The sequence below is a fragment of the Amycolatopsis sp. NPDC059235 genome, from assembly GCF_042754125.1.
GTDB lineage: Bacteria > Actinomycetota > Actinomycetes > Mycobacteriales > Pseudonocardiaceae > Amycolatopsis > Amycolatopsis albidoflava.
In genome coordinates, this window is the sequence record NZ_JBHZAG010000137.1 from 1 (window position 1) to 17,323 (window position 17,323).

A 17,323-nucleotide genomic window follows, 5' to 3' on the forward strand; every position below is an offset into this window, starting at 1 on the left:
GCCTTCGGCCTGTCACGCCGGGCAGCCCCCAAACGCCGGCGCGATCCCGCGTGGTGGGCAAGTTGGGAGAAGGGGGGGAAGGGGAGGGGGGCTTGAGGTGGTGGGGGGAGTGGTGTGGGGTGTGGGGCTGGGGGGTTAGCGGCCGGTGGAGTGGTCGATTTGTTCTCGGAGGATGTCGGCGTGGCCGGCGTGGCGGGCGGTTTCTTCGATCATGTGGGTCAGGGCCCAGCGGACGGTCGGGCCGTTGTGGGGTGGTAGGGGGGCGGAGAGGTCTGGGCAGTTGTCTAGGAGTTTGTTGGCGCGCTTGACCGTTTTTCGGTAGCGGGCTACGACGTCGGCGACGTTGTCGGTGGTGCGGAAAGTGGATTGCCAGTTTGTCACTGTTTCGCCGAGAAACAGAGACTGCTCTACGAAGGTCAGGTGGTGGAGCAGGCCGATCAGGTTTGTTCCGGAGGGCACTGCGGCGGCGTGGGCTTCGGGTTCTGGTGCGCCGTCTACTTTGGCGGCGATCGAGGTGCGGAGATAGTCCAGAAAACCGCGCAGGACTTCGGATTCGCTGCTTCCGGTGCGGGGCGGCGGGGTGTCGCGACGGCGAGGCACGGGGGGTCTCCTTGCGGGTCAGGCGGCGCGGCGGATCAGCAGGACGTGGTCGACGACCTCGGCGGTCTGGCCGGCCGGGCCGGTCGCGACGCGGGTGGGGGAGTCAGCGCGTTCGAGGGGCCACTCGGCCGGGTCCAGGGCTAGGTCTGCGGCGATTTCCGCCGGACCGGGGAAATGCGCGTCCGGGTCCTGGTTCCACGACCACGGTGCGCTCGAACCGTGGTCTACGACCAGCAGTCGGCCGCCCGGGCGCAGGGCGTGCGCGGCGGTGCGCAGGACTCCTGTCCGGTCCAGCTCAAAAGGGGTTTGCAGGTAGTGCGCCGTCACTAGGTCGAAATCGCCGGGCGGGAAGCTCGCCCGCAGGTCGTGCCGGACCGCGGTGATCCGGGTTCCGGCGAGGCGGTTGACCGCGACCGACGAGATGTCGGTGGCGGTCACGGTCCAGCCGCGAGCGGCGAGCCAGCGCGCGTCGCCGCCGTTGCCGCAGCCCAGGTCGAGTGCGTCGCCGGGCGGTAGGTCGGAGACGCACTCCACGAGCCGGGCGTTCGGCTGCGGGTCCGCGGGAGGCCGGGCGGCGTGCACTTCGTCCCAGAACAGGGACGCGTCGGTGGTCATCGGTCGGCTCCTCGGGGGTCGGTGTGCGTCCAGGGTCGCCGCTGCTGGACGCGGAGGGCGAGCGATCTTGCCGGAACGGCAACTCCCACATGCTGGACGGCGCTGGGCAAGATCGTTTCGCCGGTACCGTCGGACGCGAACCGCCGGAAAGCGAGGAGCTGGAATGAAAATCGGCGCCATCGACATCGTCCCGATCCTCGACGGCATCGCCCGGCTGCCGCTGGCCGGCACGGTGGTCCACGCCAGGGGCGCGCGGTGGGAATGCCGCCACCAGCCGGTGGACGCCGACGGCCGGATCCGGATGGACGTCGGCTCGTTCCTCCTCCGCCTGGGCGGCGCCACGGTGCTGGTCGACGCCGGGACCGGGCCGGGCTTCGAGCACGACGGCTTCGCCACCGGCGGCCTGCTCGACAACCTGCGCCGCGCCGGGGTCGCGCCCGAGGACGTCACCGACGTGGTCTTCACCCACTTGCACGTGGACCACATCGGCTGGTCGACCGTCCGCGGCGAAGCCGTTTTCCCGAGGGCGACCTTCCGCATGCACGCTGCCGACTGGGCGCACTTCACGACCGGCGACACCGCGGATCCGGCTGTGCGGCGGACGTTCGCGCCGATCGCCGAACGGATCGAGACCTTCGACGAGGAAACCGAACTGGTCCCCGGGCTGATCGCGCGCCCCGCGCCCGGCCACACGCCCGGCTCGACGGTGTTCGTGGTCAGCGACGCCGGCGAACGCGCCCTGCTGCTCGGCGACGTCCTGCACACCGTGGGCGAGCTGACCGACCCCGAATGGGAGGGCATGTTCGATGTGGACCGGCCCGCGGCGACCGCGATGCGGCAGCGGCTCGCGGCGGAACTCGAAGCGTCCGGCGACGTTTTCGCGCCCGCGCACTTCCCGGAGCTGGCTTTCGGACGGCTGATCAGCGCGGACGGGATCCGGCGGTTCGCTTGGGCTTGACCGGGAAGCCGGTCACCCGCTGTGGCGCCGCGGCGGCGTTTCCCGCGACCAGGCGCACGGCTGCCGCGTCCCGCCCAGCAGGACCAGCACGTCCGGGCTCACGCCGGCGCGCACCCGGGAGGCGAGCTCGGGCGAGGTTCGGCCCAGTGCCGAATAGACCGCGCTGACCAGGCATCTCGCCGCCCGCGGAGAACGCCTGGTGCGCAACGAGATTTCCATCAGAAGGGCCTCGCGGTCGCACGTGCGGCCCCGGTTCGGCGCGACGATGCCCAGCCGGGTTTGCTCGGCCAGAGGGAGACATCGCAGCAGGCTGTCGACGACGCAGTCGATCGCGAGCCGGTTTCGTTCCGTGCTGATTCGGCGAGGCCCGGGCAGAATTTCCTTCCGCACCACCATGGGACCATCAACTCCTGGGCGCAGAGTAGCCGATCCGCGCCGCGGCGTGACCGTCCCGTTCCGCGCGACGGAAAACGATCCGGTGGTGTCCATTGTGGACTCGGGAGAGGGCTCAGCCGGGCGAGCCGGACAAAACGGCGAGCCGGTCGAGGGAGGCGCGCAGGCCTGCCAGCACATCGTCGCCGCGCTGACCGGCCGGAACCGACAGGTGCAGCGTCGCGTGGCTCGTGCCCGCGTCGCCGGACCCGACCTGGAGCCAGCCGCCGCTCCATTCCAGCCGGAGCCGGTCGCCGCGTCCGGCGGGGGACGCGACGACCTGGCCGGGCAGCCATTCGTTCAGGTGCGCGGAATCGGCGGCGACGGCGTACACGTGTTCCGCCGTCGCGGGCATCCGCCGCTCGGCTTCGAACTCGGTCATGATCTTGGCTACCCGGTTCGCGGCGACGCGAAACGGGAGAGTCCACAGTAGACTATCGAGGTCGGCGAAGATGCCTGGCGCGCCGGTCAAACCACCTCGCTGAGGACCGCGTCGAGATCCGCCGGGGTGCCAAGTGCCCGGAGTTTGGGCGGCGCGAGGCAGCCGATCCGGTGGTCGTCGTCGCGCACCGCGGCGGTGAACTCGGCGACGCGCGGCGCGGGCGGGGCGACCGAAGGCCCGCCCAGGTAACGGATGACGATGAGGTCCTCGCCGGAATGCGTTTCGACGGCCGCGGCCCAGCCGTGGATTTCGTCCCACAGCAGGGCGACGTCGCGGTCGGGGTAGGCGGGGAGACGGCCGTCGAGGGCGACGTACGCCGACACCGGGGTGTCGTGGTCGACGGTGCAGGACTCGAGGCCGACGCCCAGTGCGCCGGTGACGTCGGCGAGGTAGTTCCACAGCCGCGCCAGCGCGGGGTGCGACGGACCGGTCTGGGCGGTGTGCAGCGGCATGGACACGGGGACAACGCCTTTCTCGCGCGAAGGACTCGCGCGGAACGGGGATCGCCCGCTCCGCGCGACGGACCGCGTGGGTTCTCCGGCCGGCGGCCGGGACGCGCCCTGGCGGGCGGTCCGGACCTGATTCCCGGTGAAGGGGCACGGGAAACCTGCGGAACGCGGCGAATCGGCCCGCGCGTCCGGCCGGTCGTCCGGAGTCTCCTCCGCGGTTCGACAGGGACTCTTCTTTCTTCTAGCATGTCGTCGAAGTGATGACAACTGCCTAGTCGTCAGGAGGATGACGCGATGGCGGAGGTGGATCCCGCGATGCTGGTCGAAGGCGTCCGCGAGGCGGTGCTGGCCGCCCGGGACGGCGGCGCGCCGGCCGAACGGTCGCTGGCCGCGCTGTCCGCGTTGCGGGCGCTGCGCGACCAGCTCGGCGAGTGGGAGCCGGAACTGATCGCGGGCGCGCGGGAGGCGGGCGCGAGCTGGGCCGCGCTGGCCCCGGCGCTGGGCGTGGCGAGCAGGCAGGCCGCGGAACGCCGGTACCTGCGGCTGCGGCCGTCGGCGACCGGGGAGACCACCGGGGAAGCCCGCGTCGACGCCGAACGCGGCCGCCGCGCGGGAGACCGGGCGGTGGCGGAGTGGGCCCGGCGCAACGCGGCGGTGCTGCGGCGGCTGGCCGCCGAGGTCAGCTCCGCGCCGGATCTGGACGCCGCCGGACAGGAAAGCGCCGACCGGCTCGGCGTAGCGCTGGGAGAGGACGATGTCACGAACCTGCTGCTGCCGCTGGCGGACGTGCGCGCGCATCTCGAATCGCGGCACGCCGCGCTGGCGGATCGGGTCGGGGAGGTCGGCGAGCACGCGAACCGGTTGCGCGCGGACGCGGCTGGGCGGCGGCGGGGTCGTGTGCAATGAGCCCGGTCGGACGCGCTGTCGTCGTCGGAGGAGGACGGACGCGCCGATCAGGTCGGCAAGCATGCGCCCCGGATCGCGGCCGGGCGCCGTCGCAACCCTCCGGAATCGGAGGTCCCCGACGCCCCGCTGGCGGATCAGGCCGGCGAGCGCACCGACCCGCCAGCGCGAGACCGCGCCCGCTCGCAGTGAGCCGAACGTCGCATCCCGGGCGCCCCCGCGCTGCCGGGACTCCGGCGATCCGAGATCATTTCCCGCGACGGCATTCGTGCGTGGCCGCCGTCGTAAGGCATGCTATTCGCGGTTGAGCAGCCAGCCGCGTACTTTTCCTGCCCGGACGCGAGCGCGCCGGGCTTCCTGAGGAGGGAAAGAGCGATGAGTGAGCTGACCGACCCGGTGATCGACCCGCCGGGTTCGCTGTCGATCGACCGGGCCGACCGCGCCCCCGCGGCGGTGCTGGCCCTGAACGGGGACCTGGACCTCGGGACCGCCCCGAAATTGACGGCCGCGGTCGCCGAAACCGTCTCCGGGAAGCCCCCGGTGCTGGTGCTGGACCTGACAGGGGTCGATTTCCTCGCCTCGGCGGGGCTGACCGTGCTGCTGGCCGCGTGCCGGGAGGCTCCGGAAGGGACCGAGGTGCGGATCGTGGCGTCCGGCCGGGCGACCCTGCGGCCGATCCAGCTGACCGGGCTGGAGCAGAGCCTGCCGCTGTACCGCACGCTCGAAGAGGCGCTGGCCGGCAAGTGATCAGGGAATTCCGGCCCCGGCGGTGCGGTGGAGCACGACGAGTGCGACGTCGTCCTGCGGGGGCCGGGACCCGACCATCGCGGCCATGATCCGGGCGCAGGCCCGCTCCGGGTCCTCCGGCCGGACCAGCGCGGTGAGCTGGTCCATGCCCGCGTCGACGAGCCGGTCGCGCCGCTCGACGAGACCGTCGGTGTAGAAGGCGGCGACGGCTTCCGGCGGCAGTTCGACGACGGTGGTGCGCCGCTCGACGGTGGCCCCGACAGTCAGGCCGACGGGCGGATCCGGCGGAGCCGCCACGAGTTCCGCGGGTTTGCCCGGCGACGCGACGATCGGCGGCAGGTGCCCGGCGAGCGAGAGCGCGATGCTGTCGTGGCCGGGTCTGAGAATGCCGTACGCGACCGTCGCCATCACGCCGTGCTCGAAGTGGTTGGCCTTGCGGTCGAGCTTGGCGAGGACTTCGGCGGGATCGTCGCAGTCGAGCGCATACGCGCGCAGTGCGCTGCGAAGCCGTCCCATGATGACCGCGGCTTCGAGGCCGTGCCCGGACACGTCGCCCATCACGATGCCGGTCTGGCCCTCGGGAAGCCGGAAGACGTCGTACCAGTCGCCGCCGAGCCCGGCCTCCGCGCCCGGCACGTAGCGGGCGGCCAGGCGCAGGCCGTCGATGACGGGCAGGACGCCGGGCAGCAGGCTGCGCTGCAGGGCGATGGTCGCGGCCTGGTTCTGGTGCATGATCTCCGCCTGCAGCACGGCGGCGAGCCGGTCGGCGAGCAGCCGCAAGGTTTCGATGTCGTCGGTGGTGAACCTGCGCTCCCGCACGGCTCCGATGTGCAGCACGCCGACCAGTTCGGCGCCGGCCAGCATCGGGACGCCGAGCATGGTGTGCAGCCCGCGGTCGGACAGCAGCGCGTTGAGCACCGTGGTCTTGTCGACCTGGTCGATGACCACCGGCTCCCGGCGCGCCGCGACGGCCCCGGCGAACCCCGCGCCGACCGGGACCTGAACGCCCTGGTAGACCTCCTCCTCGAGCCCCGCGGCCGCGATGGCGACGAGACGCTGCCAGCGCGCGTCGTGCCGCAGCACGGTCGCGGTGTCGACGTCGAGGACGGTGCAAGCGCGGGCGAGGACCTTCGCGAGCTCCTCGCCGAGGTCGGCGTCGGTCGCCCCGGCGCCGAGGATTTCGGCGAGACGAGTGCGCGATTCGGGCTCCGGCGCGTGAGGCGGCATGCAGCGACAGTAACCGAACCGGTGCCGGGGTCCAGAGATGTGCGGCAACAGGTGTGAAGTCGGCCCTGTCCGGGTACGCCCGAATGGGCACCGGCGAAGTCGAGAACGAAAAGGGGACTGCCCCACGTGATGTCAAGCGGCTGCGGCGAGGGGCGGGCAAGCGCGGCGGCGTTTACCGGCACGGACAGGTCCTCGCGCCCCGTCGCGCCGTCGGCCGGAGAGGGGGCTTTTTGTCCCGGCCTGTGGAAGAGGGACCGGCTGTGACCGGCCCGGACGACGAGCCCTGGGTACTGGACCTGCGCGGCACCGGAGTCTCGGCGCTGCCGCGGGTGCGCGCCTGGGCGGGCAAGTCGCTGGGCCACCTGTCGGCGGAGCACCTCGCGGACGTCCTGATGGTGATCGAGGAACTCGCCTCCAACGCCTACGAGCACACCTCGGGCCCGTCCTATGCGCGATTGACCGTGCTGTCCCGGCCGTGCGTCGTGGTGATCGAGGTGGACGACCCGGAGCCGGGCCGCCCGCGGGTCCGCCCGCCGGACTTCGAGCGGGCGCGCGGGCGGGGAATGCTGCTCGTCGACCGGCTCGCCGACGACTGGGGCGTGCACGAGCATTCCGGCGGCAAGACGGTCTGGGCCCGGCTCGGCTGCGGGGTGCCGGCGCGCGAGGCCTGCGAGTCTTCCGGCTGACAGCGCGGTTCGCCGGTGCTGCGCCGTCGCGGCGTAGTGGCAGTCGGCAGGGGCGGCGAGGCGGAATTCTTCCCCGGCGCTGAAGGCAGGCACGTCCATCGGAACCTCTTGGGTCGGAATGCCGACGGTGCCGTGAGACAGTCCTGGGGGAGTCCTTTCCGGACAGTGCGCCCGAAGCCCGGCGTGCGGCTCAGCCGTGGAACCGGGTGGTCTCCGCGAGCGGCGCCCGTCCGACCGCGAACCGGTTGACCGGCGCGGCGCGATCGGCGTAGCCGAACGAGATCCCGAACAGCAGTTTCCCGCTGTCGAGGCCGAGCGTTTCCCGGACCGTGTCCGCGTAGAAGCTCAGTAACCCTTGCGGACAGCTGGAAACTCCGTGTGCCTGCATGGCCAGCAGCAGGGTCTGGCCGTACATCCCGACGTCCGCCGCGAGCCGGGCTTCGGCGGTGTCCGGGGCGAACAGCAGCGCGACGTGCGGGGCGCCGTAGAAGCGCAGACTTTGGGCGTCGTAGGCGGCACGCGCTGTGTGGTCGTCGAAGCCGATCTGCAGTGCGCCGTACAGCGCGCCGCCCGCCGCGGCCCGGCGCTCTTGGTGCACGGCTTCGTAAATCGCTTCGCTGTAAGGGAAATCGACCGACCGGCGACCTTCTTCGTGCGCGGTGACCAGTGCGTCGGCGAGCTGGTCCCGCGTTGCCCCGCTGACGACTTCGACCTGCCACGGCTGCGCGTTGGAATTGGACGGCGCGGCGGCAGCGAGGCCGAAAATCTCGCGGAGGGTGCGGTCCGGCACGGGATCGGGCCGGAACGACCGGGTCGCCCGCCGCCCGCGGATCAGGGTCGCGGCCGCGTCGGCGAGTTCGGTGGGGGCCATCGGGAGCGCTCCTTAGGTAAACCATCTCGTATACCTAAGGACGGTAGCAGGCTCGGGCGGCTTAAGTAAACGTTTCTGTACACTTGGGCGCATGGTCGAGGAGAAGGCGCGCCGGGCCGGGCGCGGCGGACGCGAGCGCGTGCTGGCCGCCGCCGCGGACCTGTTCGCCCGCCACGGCATCACCGGCACGACGATGGAGCAGGTCGCCGCCGCGGCCCCGGTGTCGAAACGGACGCTGTACCTGCATTTCCCGGTCAAGGACGATCTGGTCGTCGCCTACCTGCGGGAGCTGGTCCGCTCCGGCGGCACCCTGCACGACGTGCTGACCCGCGCGGATCTCCCGCCGCGGCAACGGCTTCTGGCGATGTTCGAGCTGCCGGAGTCCGAACCGGTGCGCGGCTGCCTCTTCGTGGACGCGGCGGCGGAGTACCCCGACCCGGACAGCGCGGTGCACGCCTACGCGCGGGAGCAGAAACTGCTGATGCTCCAGCTGGTCACTGATCTTGTCGCGGAGCTGGGGGCCGCCGATCCCGCCGCGCTCGCCGAGCAGCTGGTCACGCTGGCCGACGGAGCCGCGAGCCGGGCGATGGTTCTCGGCGATCCTGGCTACGGCCGTCATGCGCGAGCGGCGGCTGAGGTGTTGCTGGAGTGCGCTCTGCCGCCGAGCTAGATCGTCCATAATGGACGTCAGCGCGGCAAGCGGTCAGTGAGCGGCAACTCGCGGACGAAGCACGCCGCGGTCAGCGACAGCACCGCCACGACGAGCGTCGCGGCGGCAACCGCGTGCAACCCGTCGGTCACCGCGGCCGGTCCAGTTCCGCCGCGGGTTAGCGCGCCGACGTAAAGCGAGCCGAACAGGGCCGCGCCGATGCCGCTGCCGAGCGTCCGGGTCAGGGAGCCCATGCCCAGTGCCGCGCCGAGGTCGCGGGGTTCGACGCTGATCCGGATGATCAGGATCGTGTTCTGGATCAGGCAGCCGAGCCCGGCCCCGAGCGGCAGCCCGACCAGCGATGCGAGCAGCGGATGAGTCTCCGGCCCGAGCAGCCAGACCCCGGCCATGCCGACGCCGACGCACGCGCTGCCGATGACCGGCAGGATCCGGAAACGGCCGGTGCGGCGGATGTACTTCGAGCTTCCGTTCATCACCGCGACCATCCCGGCGGTCATCGGGATCAGCAGCAACCCGCTGAGCGACGGCGGCACCCCCCGCGCGTTTTGGAAGTACAGCGGGAGAAAGGCGACCGTCGCGACCATGGTGACGTTGAACGCGAAGCCGAGCACCTGCGCCAGGGCGAAATTGCGGGTGCGGAACATCCGGAACGGCACGAGCGGCTCGGGACAGCGGCGTTCCACGAAGACGAACGCCGTCAGCGCGGCGACCGACACCGCGCACAGTCCGAGGATCGTCGGCGAACTCCAGGCGTAGCGCGTGCCTGCCCAACTGGTGGCCAGGGTAAGGCTGACGACCGCGACGACCAGCAAAACCGTTCCGCCGTAATCGATTCGCGCTTTCCCGCTCTTCGGCGGCGCCTGGACCCCGATGATTGTCCCGGCGAGACAGAGCAGGCCGAACGGCACGTTGACGTAGAAGATCCAGCGCCAGCCGAGCGCGTCGGCGAGGAACCCGCCGACCAGCGGGCCGCCGACGAGCGAGAGGCCCAGCAGCAGTCCGGTCCAGCTCGAGATCCGCGTGGATTCCTTGGGCGGCACCAGAACCTGGACCATCGCCATCGCGCCGACGAGCAGCCCGCCGGCCCCGATCCCTTGCAGTGCGCGGAAACCGATCAGCGCGCCCACGTCCGGGGCGAGCCCGCACAGCATCGAACCGGCCAGGAAGACCGCCACTGACAGCAGGAACACCGCTTTGCGGTCGAACTGGTCGCTGAGCTTGCCCCAGACCTGGGTGGACGCCGCGATCGCCAGCGCGTACGCGGTGATGATCCAGGTCATCGACCCCGGACCGCCGAGATCCGCGGCGATGCTCGGCAGCGCGGTGGCCACGACATAGCTGTCCACCATGCCCAGCGCCATGCCGGACAACGCCCCGGCGATGCCGATCTTGACGCGCCGGGTGAACGGATCGGTTTCCTCCGGCGCGACGGTTCTCGGCATGGCTGGACGTCCTTCCCCCAGGAGTGCTGCTCCCAAGGTAGCCACAAAAGTGCCCACTGGGCAACATTGCTCAGCAGGCACCTTGACCTCGCGGAGGTCTGAAGCGGGAGCGGCCGGACTACCCGAGCTTCAGCAGCAGTTCGCTCAGCTCGACCGGCATCGTGACCATGCAGTCGTGTCCGGTCGGCAGCTCCCACACCTGCGCCGGCGTCCCGTTGGGCTGGATCGCCGGGACCGGGCGGCGGGTGATGCCCTCCGGGGTCGCGCCGACGCAGTGGATGTGCGTGCGCGGGATCGCGCGCGCAGCCGGATTGTCGAGCCGCACTGGCTCTTGCAGACAGCGAACTGGCTGGTCGGAGAGCATTTCGCGCACCCACGCGACGTCGTCCGGATCGGTGACGCCGAACAGCCCGAACGGCGCGGGCTGCTCCGGCAGCGGCGGGACGCGCCAGCCGTCGCCGTGCTGTGCGGCCAGGTCGATGAGGGTTTGGCTGATCGGCTGGACGTCGACCGCGGTTTCGCCGTCCTCGGGGACCATCGCGTCGAGATAGACCAGTTCGGCGACCCGGTCCGGCATCTCGTTGGCGGCTGAGGAGATGACCAGCCCGGCATAGCTGTGGCCGACCAGGACCACGTCTTCCTCGTCGCGGAGCAGGGCCACGATGTCCTGGACGTGGGTGTCGAGCCCGATTTCCGGGCTGAGCAGGTGCTTCTTGTCGCCGTAGCCGGTCAGCGAGGGCGCGAGCACCCGGTGCCCGGCCGATTCCAGCAACGGGACCACCCGGTCCCAGGCCCGGCCGCTGTGCCAAGCGCCGTGGACCAGCAGAAACGTCGTCATTCTTGGGTTCCTCATCACGGGATTCGCGGTTACCGGAAGTAACCCGGTACTGTTCGAGAACCATCGTGATCGTCCGCTCGGCGGCGGGCAATAAGGCACTAATTAGTGCCCCGGTTCTCCGGAGGTAACCATGGCCGACGACGTGTGCCGGACCCGAGCGGTCCTGGCGATCGTGGGCGACAAGTGGGCGCTGCTGATCGTCCGCATGCTGCGCGACGGCCCGCGGCGGTTCACCGAACTCAAAAGGGAAATCGAGGGGATCAGCCAGCGGATGCTGACCGTCACGCTGCGGGATCTGGAACGCGACGGGATTCTCACCCGGACTGTCCGCAATGTCATGCCGCCGCACGTTTCCTACGAGCTGACCGCGATGGGCCGGACCCTGCGGGAAGCGACCGCGCCGTTGCTGGAATGGAGCGTCGAGCATTTGGCGAAGATCGAAAAGTCCCGCGCGGACTACGACGCTCGCTGAACCGAATGCGCCAGTTCGCTGAACCGGCGCAGCAACGGGTCGCTTGACCGGCGCGCCGGCCACAGCAGGCGCAGCGCCACCCGGGGCGCGTTCCGCAGCGGGAGATGCGCGACTCGCGCGTGGGTGTGTGCCTCGGCGGCGGAGGTGGTGGTCGACCCGACGGCCCGGCCGGACGCGATGATCGTGAGCCATTCGTCGTAGCTGCCGCACTGGATCACCTGTGCGGGCCGGTTTTCCGGCGGCCAGTCGAGCGGACTGGTCGCGCCGCTGACCGTGTTCACGACCACCGGATGCGCGGCCAGCTCCGCCCAATCCACTTCCGCGCGCGCCGCCAGTTCCGAACTCGCGGAGACGGCGGCGAGCCGGTCTTCCTCGAACAGCAACGTCCCGCTGATCCCGGACGCGTCGACGTCCCCGCGGACCAATGCGGCGTCGACGTCCCCGGAATGCAGGGCGGCCACGATGTCGTCGCGGCGCAGGAGAGTGGCAGTCGCGCCGGTCGCGGTTTCGAAGGCGGACAGCAGATCGCTCGCCCACGGATCCGGCAGCGCCCACTGGAACCCGATCCGCAGCCCGGCATTTCCGCCCGCTGCGGCGAGAGCGGCGTCGAGATCGCGCAACACGAGGCGAAGCCGTCCGAGCAGTTCGCCGCCTGCCTCGGTCGGTTCGACGCCGTGCGGCGTGCGTTCCAGCAAACGAGTTCCGACCGACTCCTCGAGCTGCTGAATCGTGCGCGTGAGCGCCGGCTGGGTGATCAGCAGCTCGCGGCTCGCGGCCGTGAACGTGCCGCGCGTCGCGACCGTCACGAACGCGCGCAGATGCCGCAGCTCGACCTCCATGTCCGGCAGCCTACCCAGCTATGCCCGCCGCGCATGGCGTCGCTGTGACGGGCATTTCCCTGCCAGGCTCCGGATTTCTACCGTGGAAAGCATGGACCAGGAGATCACCGCCTTCCCCGGCTGGATCGCGCGCGACGGTGTGACGCTCGAGCAGCTCGACCCGGCCATGCTGGACGACCTCGACACCGTCGTCCGCGTGCGCTATTCCAGCATCAATTACAAGGACGCGCTCGCGCTGCACGGCCGCCCCGGCGTGATCCGGCGGCATCCGCTGATCGCCGGGATCGACCTGACCGGCGAGGTGCTCGCGTCTCGACACCCTCGGTGGCAGGCGGGCGACCTGGTCACGCTGAACGGCGCGGGCCTCGGCGAAGACCTGCACGGCGGTCTCGCTGGCCTCGCCGCGGTCAACGGCGATGATCTCGTCCGCGTCCCCTCGGAACTCGGCCCGCTCCGCGCGGCGGCCATCGGCACCGCCGGATTCACCGCCGCGCTGAGCCTGCTCGCCTTGGAACGCCACGGCCTGGCCCCGGAAACCGGCCCGATCCTGGTCACCGGCGCGGGCGGCGGCGTCGGTTCGATCGCGGTAGCGCTGCTCGCGGCGGCACGTTACGAGGTCATCGCCGCCACCGGCCGCCCTTCCGAACTGTCCTCGCAACTCACCGCACTGGGCGCCGCGCATGTGCTGGACCGCGCAGAACTGACGTCCTCCGGCAAACCATTGGGCAAACAGCGCTGGGCAGGAGTGGTCGACGCGGTCGGCGGTCCGGTCCTCGCCGGTGCGCTGGCCGGTCTCCAGCATTCGGGCGTCGCGACGACCTGCGGACTGGCCGGCGGCACCGAGTATCCCGGCACTGTCCTGCCGTTCATCCTGCGCGGCGTCTCCCTGCTCGGGATCGACTCGGTCCGCACGCCGCCGCTCCGCCGTGAGGCCGCTTGGCAGCGCCTCGCTCAGTTGCTCGACCCGGCGCTCCTGGACTCGGTGACGCGCGTCGTCCCGCTCTCCGACGCCAAGGACGCCGCCGCTTCGCTCCTGGCCGGTGCTGGTACCGGCCGCATCGTGGTCGACGTCGCTTCGGCCTGAAAGGAAAGAAATGCCCGCCTTCGACGAACTGATGACCTTGCGCGACGCCCCGCGCCCGGCGGCCGACGAGGTCACCATTACCGGCGCGGACCCGCTTTTCGCGTCGCCGTTCCGGATCGGCGAAACCCTCGCCGACGCACTCGCTGCCCGCGCGGTCGCCGCGAACGACCTGTGGGAACTGCGGACCGGACGTCGGCAGAAGATCGACGTCGACGTCCGCGCCGCCGCGGCCACCGCTCTCGGCGGCGAAGACATGACGCTCATCCGCGCCGCGGACGGCGAATACCGCCCCGCGCCGCTTTCGCCCGCCGTCGAGCACATGGTCGCGCTCACCCAGCCCTGGCCGACCGCCGACGGACGCTGGTTTCTGCCGCATTTCAACCTGCCGCACCTGGAACGCCGGGTCCTGGACGTCCTCGGCTGCGAGCCGACGCCGTCCTCCGTGGCCGCCGCGGTCGCCAAGTGGAAGGCCGACGACCTCGAGGACGCCATCGCCGCCGCCGGCGCGTGCGGGGGAGTGGTTCGCACGCCGGACGAATGGCTCGCGCACCCACACGGTTCCTACCTGGCCTCGCGCCCGGTTGTCGAGATCGCCAAAATCGCTGACAGCGCCCCTTCTCCGCTGCCCGACGGCGGTGCTTCGCCTCTCTCCGACGTCCGGGTCCTGGACCTGACCCGCATCCTCGCTGGCCCGACCGCCGCGCTGAGCCTGGCCGAACACGGCGCGAACGTGCTGATGGTGACCGCTCCGCACTTGCCTCAAGTCGCGCCGTTCGTCCGGGATACCAGCCATGGCAAGCGAAGCGCCTACCTGGATTACTCCACAGTGGACGATGCGGCCCGGTTGCGGTCATTGGCTAGCACCGCTGATGTGTTCGTCGAAGGCTATCGCCCGGGCCGGATGTCCGCCCACGGCTTCGGCCCGGAGGATCTCGCGGCACTGCGTCCGGGAATCGTCTACGTGAGCGTGAACTGCTTCGGCTCCGGCGGTCCGTTCGGAATGCGTGCCGGATGGGACCAGGTCGCGCAAGCAGTGACCGGCGCCTGCGTTGTTCAGGGCGGCGACCGTCCACAATTGACTCCGGTGTACCTGTGCGACTTCCTGACCGGCTTCCTCGGAAGTTACGGCGCGATGCTGGCGCTGGCTCGGCGGGCCAGGGAAGGCGGGTCTTATCACGTGCGGGTTTCGCTGTGCCAATCGTCGATGTTGTTGCAGCGGCAGGGGTTGCTGACTGATTACGCGGATGCTCCCGGCCGTCTTTCGCCGGCGGAATTCGAGCGTTATGCGGTTTCGGATGACGACACGATTTACGGCGATCTGAAGAGCCTCGGCCCGGTGATCCGGATGAGCGAGACCCCGCCGCGCTGGGCTGGGACGACTCCTCGGCTGGGGAGTTCACGGCCGGAGTGGTGATGCGTCGTGCCCGCATTTCCGGCCCTCAGGCTGAGCCCCGGCTGTCGACGACTGCCTGGAAATGCGGGCACGACGCGAGATCGTCGTGGTCGCAGCCGAGGGCACAATCGACCAGGTCGAGCGAAGCTTGAGCTTCGGCGATCCGGGCGGCCAGCTCGGTCCGGCGGCGGCGCAGGAGACGGGCGCGCCGCTCGGGTTCGCGCGCGGTGAGCAGTTCGCCGATGTCCTCCAAACTGAACCCGGCTTCTTTGGCTCGCAGGATGACCGCGATCCGGCGGAGGTCGTCCTCGCCGTAGCGGCGGCGGGATCCGGTGACTCGCGCCGGGGTCAGCAGGCCGACCGATTCCCAGTGCCGCAGGACGTGCGTCGCCAGCCCGAAGCGGTCGGCTGCCGCGCCGATGGTCAGCTCGCTTGACTTCATGTCGTCATTAAGTCGCAGCATGGCGGACATGTCCACCGAGACCCTCATCCGCCTCCTCGACGCCGCCGACGCGCTGCCCGGCGCGGCCGATCTGCGCGCACGCACCTACGACCTGCTCCGCCTCGACCCCGGAGAGGCGGTGGTAGACGTCGGCTGCGGTTCAGGCCGGGCCGTCGCCGAACTCGCTGACCTCGGCGCGAACGCGGTGGGCGTCGACCCCGACCCGGGGATGCTCGACGCCGCCCGCCAGCGCTGGCCGCGGCTGGACTTCCAAGCCGGAACCGCGGAAGCCCTGCCGCTCGCCGACGGCGCTGTGACCGGGTATCGCGCGGACAAGGTGTTCCACGACGTTCGCGATGTGCCGGCAGCCTTCGCCGAGGCTCGCCGCGTGCTGGCGCCGGGCGGACGGATCGTGCTGGCGGGCCACGACTGGGACACCTTTGTGATCGACTCCGCCGACCCGGTGCTGACCCGCACGATCGTCCACGCCCGCGCGGACCTGGTGACCAACCCCTCGGTCGCCCGCTCCTACCGGACTCTGCTGCTGGACAACGGGTTCACCAACGTTTCGGTCGAGATGCCCACCGCGGTCTTCACCGACGCCGCGATGCTGCCGATGGCGACCGGCCTAGCCGAAGCGGCTCGCGCGGCCGGAACGATCGAGCGCGAACTCGTTGACGGATGGATCGCCGAACAAACCGCCCGGGCCCGCGACGGCCGGTTCTTCGCGGCGGTGCCGTTGTTCATCGCTGCGGCTACCCGACCTTGACCCGTCTGGCGCTACGGGGTTTGCCCTGCTTCGGATGGTGTGTCTCGCGGTCGGGGTTCGGGCAGCCCGCGGGCGCTTCGGCGGGCTTGCTGCGGGGAGTCGCCGGGTGACCCGGTCCGCCGCGAACCCAGCGCGGTGGGGATCGCGAGCGTCGCCTCAGCCATTAACCCCCTCTGACCGCGTCGGCTTGCTTGGCGAAGGCGGCTCCTTCGCCATGAGTGGATCTTCCCAGTCTGGCAAGGGGATCCGGCGGCGGGATGCGATTTTCGGGATAAACTCGTTTAGTTGCAGGGCATTCATCTGTTCCTGGTCGCAATTTCGTGCGAATCGCTTGTCGGTGTGCGAATCGAGGTGTTTGGCGAACTCGTGTGCTGCGTGGCTGCTCCGGTGTTTTGCCTATGCTGCCAGGGGTGGGGAACGTGGAGGTCTGATGGCAGACGCTGAGTACGAAGGCGAAATGGACAGAGGCCGGGCGGCGTTGGCGGTGCGGGATTACCGCGCGGCCTACCGGCATTTCGGGCGTGCGCACAATCTTGGCCACGACGTGCTGGCTGATCATCTGGCCGCGCATCGCGGGTTGCTGGCCACCGCGTGGCGGCAGCGACGGCTGGATCGGGTGGTCGCGCAGTTGTTCCTGATGGGCGGGGCGGCCCTGTTCGACCGGAATCAGCAGAAATCGGCCGGTGTTGCCTGAGCAGCCTGTGCCCGGGCCGCACTTTGTCCGGGGACGTACTATTGTGGGCGGGCAGGGATGCGGGGACAGGCTCCGGCGGACCGGACGGGCTGCTGGGGCGCGGGTGCGTAGTTAAGGTCGAGGGATGTCGACAGCAGTGGGTGGGTCAGCGAAGGGCGGCTCGCGGGCGGGGCGGCGGGTCAGCCTGGAGGTGCCCACGGATCTTGCCGCGGCGCCCGGATACGGGGCTCGGCGGCTGTATCAGGCGTATTTGGCGGCTTGGAATCGGCATGTCGATTCGGTGCTGACCGGGCCGCAGTTCGCGGTGTTGTCGGCGGTGCGGGCTTATCCCGGGTTCGACCAGACTGCGTTGGCCAAGGCGGTCGCGCTGGACACTTCGACGATGGCGGATGTTTGCCGGCGACTGGAGAACCGGGGACTGATCGCCCGTGGGCCCGCGCCGCATGACGCCCGGGCGAAGGTGCTGACGTTGACCGACGACGGAGCGGCCGCGTTCCGCGAGGTGACTCGGCGGACGCGGAAGCTGGACCAGGCGTTGCTCGCGGACTGCCCGGAGGAGCGGCGGGCGGAGATTGCGGGGATGTTGAACGATCTGGGCGCGTTGTGGGAGGCGGTTGCTGAGCGGTCGGAGATTTGACGCTTGGTGTCGGGGTTCGGCTCGTCGCCTGGCGGCGACATCGCTGGTGGTTGCGTGGGGCACCCCGAAGCTTGATTGTGCTGACGGTTCGGGGGTGCTTGTAAAGGCGGGAA

22 protein-coding genes are annotated in these 17,323 nt (G+C 70.6%); 11 read left to right on the top strand and 11 right to left on the bottom strand.

Annotated elements, in window-relative coordinates; translation table 11 throughout:
• Positions 1-135: 135 nt before the first annotated feature.
• Both ACFXI3_RS44305 and ACFXI3_RS44310 read right to left on the bottom strand, forming a co-directional pair.
• Positions 136-600 (bottom strand): DinB family protein, encoded by a 465-nt coding sequence (locus ACFXI3_RS44305; protein ID WP_378408021.1) that lies wholly within the window; start codon positions 598-600, stop codon positions 136-138.
• Positions 601-618: 18 nt separating this feature from the next.
• Entirely contained in the window at positions 619-1,215 is a 597-nt protein-coding gene (locus ACFXI3_RS44310; protein WP_378408023.1) for a class I SAM-dependent methyltransferase, read from the bottom strand.
• A gap of 163 nt (positions 1,216-1,378) precedes the next feature.
• Between ACFXI3_RS44310 and ACFXI3_RS44315 the strand changes: the two genes are divergently transcribed.
• The gene (locus ACFXI3_RS44315) at positions 1,379-2,173 is read left to right on the top strand and encodes an MBL fold metallo-hydrolase (protein ID WP_378408025.1); all 795 of its coding nucleotides are present in this window, start codon (positions 1,379-1,381) and stop codon (positions 2,171-2,173) included.
• A gap of 12 nt (positions 2,174-2,185) precedes the next feature.
• Here ACFXI3_RS44315 and ACFXI3_RS44320 read toward each other — a convergent pair whose 3' ends face one another.
• From ACFXI3_RS44320 to ACFXI3_RS44330, 3 genes are all read right to left on the bottom strand, one after another.
• Positions 2,186-2,569, bottom strand: coding sequence for a DUF2267 domain-containing protein (locus ACFXI3_RS44320; RefSeq protein ID WP_344264618.1), 384 nt, complete (start codon positions 2,567-2,569; stop codon positions 2,186-2,188).
• A 112-nt stretch (positions 2,570-2,681) separates the two neighbouring features.
• Positions 2,682-2,987, bottom strand: a complete 306-nt coding sequence (locus ACFXI3_RS44325; protein WP_378408027.1) for an SRPBCC family protein — start codon at positions 2,985-2,987, stop codon at positions 2,682-2,684.
• A gap of 86 nt (positions 2,988-3,073) precedes the next feature.
• A complete protein-coding gene (locus tag ACFXI3_RS44330; RefSeq protein WP_378408052.1) occupies positions 3,074-3,499 on the bottom strand; it encodes a DUF6292 family protein in 426 nt (141 codons plus the stop codon).
• Between the two features lie 291 nt (positions 3,500-3,790).
• Here ACFXI3_RS44330 and ACFXI3_RS44335 point away from each other — a divergent pair, with 291 nt between their 5' ends.
• Entirely contained in the window at positions 3,791-4,402 is a 612-nt protein-coding gene (locus tag ACFXI3_RS44335) for an HSP18 transcriptional regulator (protein WP_378408029.1), read from the top strand.
• Positions 4,403-4,774: 372 nt separating this feature from the next.
• A complete protein-coding gene (locus ACFXI3_RS44340; RefSeq protein WP_378408031.1) occupies positions 4,775-5,146 on the top strand; it encodes an STAS domain-containing protein in 372 nt (123 codons plus the stop codon).
• Here the strand turns inward: ACFXI3_RS44340 and ACFXI3_RS44345 are convergent, their stop codons facing one another.
• Positions 5,147-6,373: a PP2C family protein-serine/threonine phosphatase gene (locus tag ACFXI3_RS44345; RefSeq protein ID WP_378408033.1), complete on the bottom strand. Its 1,227-nt coding sequence runs from the start codon at positions 6,371-6,373 to the stop codon at positions 5,147-5,149.
• A 260-nt stretch (positions 6,374-6,633) separates the two neighbouring features.
• Here ACFXI3_RS44345 and ACFXI3_RS44350 point away from each other — a divergent pair, with 260 nt between their 5' ends.
• On the top strand, positions 6,634-7,059 hold the full coding sequence (locus tag ACFXI3_RS44350) for an ATP-binding protein (RefSeq protein WP_344264633.1): 426 nt from the start codon (positions 6,634-6,636) through the stop codon (positions 7,057-7,059).
• A gap of 190 nt (positions 7,060-7,249) precedes the next feature.
• Here the strand turns inward: ACFXI3_RS44350 and ACFXI3_RS44355 are convergent, their stop codons facing one another.
• On the bottom strand, positions 7,250-7,930 hold the full coding sequence (locus ACFXI3_RS44355) for a nitroreductase (protein ID WP_378408035.1): 681 nt from the start codon (positions 7,928-7,930) through the stop codon (positions 7,250-7,252).
• 91 nt (positions 7,931-8,021) lie between these two features.
• Here ACFXI3_RS44355 and ACFXI3_RS44360 point away from each other — a divergent pair, with 91 nt between their 5' ends.
• Complete coding sequence (locus ACFXI3_RS44360; RefSeq protein ID WP_344264639.1) at positions 8,022-8,600, top strand: TetR family transcriptional regulator; 579 nt, start codon at positions 8,022-8,024, stop codon at positions 8,598-8,600.
• Positions 8,601-8,617: 17 nt separating this feature from the next.
• Here ACFXI3_RS44360 and ACFXI3_RS44365 read toward each other — a convergent pair whose 3' ends face one another.
• Positions 8,618-10,042, bottom strand: coding sequence for an MFS transporter (locus ACFXI3_RS44365; protein WP_378408037.1), 1,425 nt, complete (start codon positions 10,040-10,042; stop codon positions 8,618-8,620).
• Between the two features lie 118 nt (positions 10,043-10,160).
• On the bottom strand, positions 10,161-10,880 hold the full coding sequence (locus tag ACFXI3_RS44370; RefSeq protein WP_378408039.1) for an alpha/beta fold hydrolase: 720 nt from the start codon (positions 10,878-10,880) through the stop codon (positions 10,161-10,163).
• Between the two features lie 130 nt (positions 10,881-11,010).
• Here ACFXI3_RS44370 and ACFXI3_RS44375 point away from each other — a divergent pair, with 130 nt between their 5' ends.
• On the top strand, positions 11,011-11,352 hold the full coding sequence (locus tag ACFXI3_RS44375; protein ID WP_378408040.1) for a winged helix-turn-helix transcriptional regulator: 342 nt from the start codon (positions 11,011-11,013) through the stop codon (positions 11,350-11,352).
• Here ACFXI3_RS44375 and ACFXI3_RS44380 read toward each other — a convergent pair.
• Positions 11,337-12,191: a LysR family transcriptional regulator gene (locus ACFXI3_RS44380; RefSeq protein ID WP_378408042.1), complete on the bottom strand. Its 855-nt coding sequence runs from the start codon at positions 12,189-12,191 to the stop codon at positions 11,337-11,339. The genes ACFXI3_RS44375 and ACFXI3_RS44380 overlap by 16 nt on opposite strands.
• Positions 12,192-12,282: 91 nt before the next feature.
• Between ACFXI3_RS44380 and ACFXI3_RS44385 the strand changes: the two genes are divergently transcribed.
• On the top strand, positions 12,283-13,275 hold the full coding sequence (locus ACFXI3_RS44385) for an MDR family oxidoreductase (protein ID WP_378408044.1): 993 nt from the start codon (positions 12,283-12,285) through the stop codon (positions 13,273-13,275).
• A gap of 10 nt (positions 13,276-13,285) precedes the next feature.
• On the top strand, positions 13,286-14,689 hold the full coding sequence (locus ACFXI3_RS44390) for a CoA transferase (protein ID WP_378408046.1): 1,404 nt from the start codon (positions 13,286-13,288) through the stop codon (positions 14,687-14,689).
• A 25-nt stretch (positions 14,690-14,714) separates the two neighbouring features.
• Here ACFXI3_RS44390 and ACFXI3_RS44395 read toward each other — a convergent pair whose 3' ends face one another.
• Positions 14,715-15,158, bottom strand: coding sequence for a MerR family transcriptional regulator (locus ACFXI3_RS44395; protein ID WP_378408048.1), 444 nt, complete (start codon positions 15,156-15,158; stop codon positions 14,715-14,717).
• On the opposite strand from ACFXI3_RS44395, the gene ACFXI3_RS44400 reads away from it, so the two are divergent.
• The 3 genes from ACFXI3_RS44400 (at position 15,139) to ACFXI3_RS44410 (ending at position 17,210) form a co-directional block, all read left to right on the top strand.
• A complete protein-coding gene (locus tag ACFXI3_RS44400) occupies positions 15,139-15,879 on the top strand; it encodes a methyltransferase domain-containing protein (protein WP_378408050.1) in 741 nt (246 codons plus the stop codon). The genes ACFXI3_RS44395 and ACFXI3_RS44400 overlap by 20 nt on opposite strands.
• Before the next feature lie 430 nt (positions 15,880-16,309).
• A complete protein-coding gene (locus ACFXI3_RS44405; protein ID WP_344264670.1) occupies positions 16,310-16,573 on the top strand; it encodes a DUF3703 domain-containing protein in 264 nt (87 codons plus the stop codon).
• A gap of 136 nt (positions 16,574-16,709) precedes the next feature.
• The gene (locus tag ACFXI3_RS44410; RefSeq protein WP_378408054.1) at positions 16,710-17,210 is read left to right on the top strand and encodes a MarR family winged helix-turn-helix transcriptional regulator; all 501 of its coding nucleotides are present in this window, start codon (positions 16,710-16,712) and stop codon (positions 17,208-17,210) included.
• Positions 17,211-17,323: the final 113 nt, after the last annotated feature.

Bases quoted from the DNA above. Each gene is read 5' to 3' on its own strand.
- ACFXI3_RS44385 (WP_378408044.1), top strand. From the start codon at position 12,283: ATGGACCAGGAGATCACCGCCTTCCCCGGCTGGATCGCGCGCGACGGT.
- ACFXI3_RS44370 (WP_378408039.1), bottom strand. From the start codon at position 10,880: ATGACGACGTTTCTGCTGGTCCACGGCGCTTGGCACAGCGGCCGGGCC.
- ACFXI3_RS44355 (WP_378408035.1), bottom strand. From the start codon at position 7,930: ATGGCCCCCACCGAACTCGCCGACGCGGCCGCGACCCTGATCCGCGGG.
- ACFXI3_RS44315 (WP_378408025.1), top strand. From the start codon at position 1,379: ATGAAAATCGGCGCCATCGACATCGTCCCGATCCTCGACGGCATCGCC.
- ACFXI3_RS44380 (WP_378408042.1), bottom strand. From the start codon at position 12,191: ATGGAGGTCGAGCTGCGGCATCTGCGCGCGTTCGTGACGGTCGCGACG.
- ACFXI3_RS44395 (WP_378408048.1), bottom strand. From the start codon at position 15,158: ATGAGGGTCTCGGTGGACATGTCCGCCATGCTGCGACTTAATGACGAC.
- ACFXI3_RS44400 (WP_378408050.1), top strand. From the start codon at position 15,139: ATGTCCACCGAGACCCTCATCCGCCTCCTCGACGCCGCCGACGCGCTG.
- ACFXI3_RS44360 (WP_344264639.1), top strand. From the start codon at position 8,022: ATGGTCGAGGAGAAGGCGCGCCGGGCCGGGCGCGGCGGACGCGAGCGC.
- ACFXI3_RS44340 (WP_378408031.1), top strand. From the start codon at position 4,775: ATGAGTGAGCTGACCGACCCGGTGATCGACCCGCCGGGTTCGCTGTCG.
- ACFXI3_RS44345 (WP_378408033.1), bottom strand. From the start codon at position 6,373: ATGCCGCCTCACGCGCCGGAGCCCGAATCGCGCACTCGTCTCGCCGAA.
- ACFXI3_RS44320 (WP_344264618.1), bottom strand. From the start codon at position 2,569: ATGGTGGTGCGGAAGGAAATTCTGCCCGGGCCTCGCCGAATCAGCACG.
- ACFXI3_RS44405 (WP_344264670.1), top strand. From the start codon at position 16,310: ATGGCAGACGCTGAGTACGAAGGCGAAATGGACAGAGGCCGGGCGGCG.
- ACFXI3_RS44325 (WP_378408027.1), bottom strand. From the start codon at position 2,987: ATGACCGAGTTCGAAGCCGAGCGGCGGATGCCCGCGACGGCGGAACAC.
- ACFXI3_RS44390 (WP_378408046.1), top strand. From the start codon at position 13,286: ATGCCCGCCTTCGACGAACTGATGACCTTGCGCGACGCCCCGCGCCCG.
- ACFXI3_RS44335 (WP_378408029.1), top strand. From the start codon at position 3,791: ATGGCGGAGGTGGATCCCGCGATGCTGGTCGAAGGCGTCCGCGAGGCG.
- ACFXI3_RS44375 (WP_378408040.1), top strand. From the start codon at position 11,011: ATGGCCGACGACGTGTGCCGGACCCGAGCGGTCCTGGCGATCGTGGGC.
- ACFXI3_RS44330 (WP_378408052.1), bottom strand. From the start codon at position 3,499: ATGCCGCTGCACACCGCCCAGACCGGTCCGTCGCACCCCGCGCTGGCG.
- ACFXI3_RS44310 (WP_378408023.1), bottom strand. From the start codon at position 1,215: ATGACCACCGACGCGTCCCTGTTCTGGGACGAAGTGCACGCCGCCCGG.
- ACFXI3_RS44365 (WP_378408037.1), bottom strand. From the start codon at position 10,042: ATGCCGAGAACCGTCGCGCCGGAGGAAACCGATCCGTTCACCCGGCGC.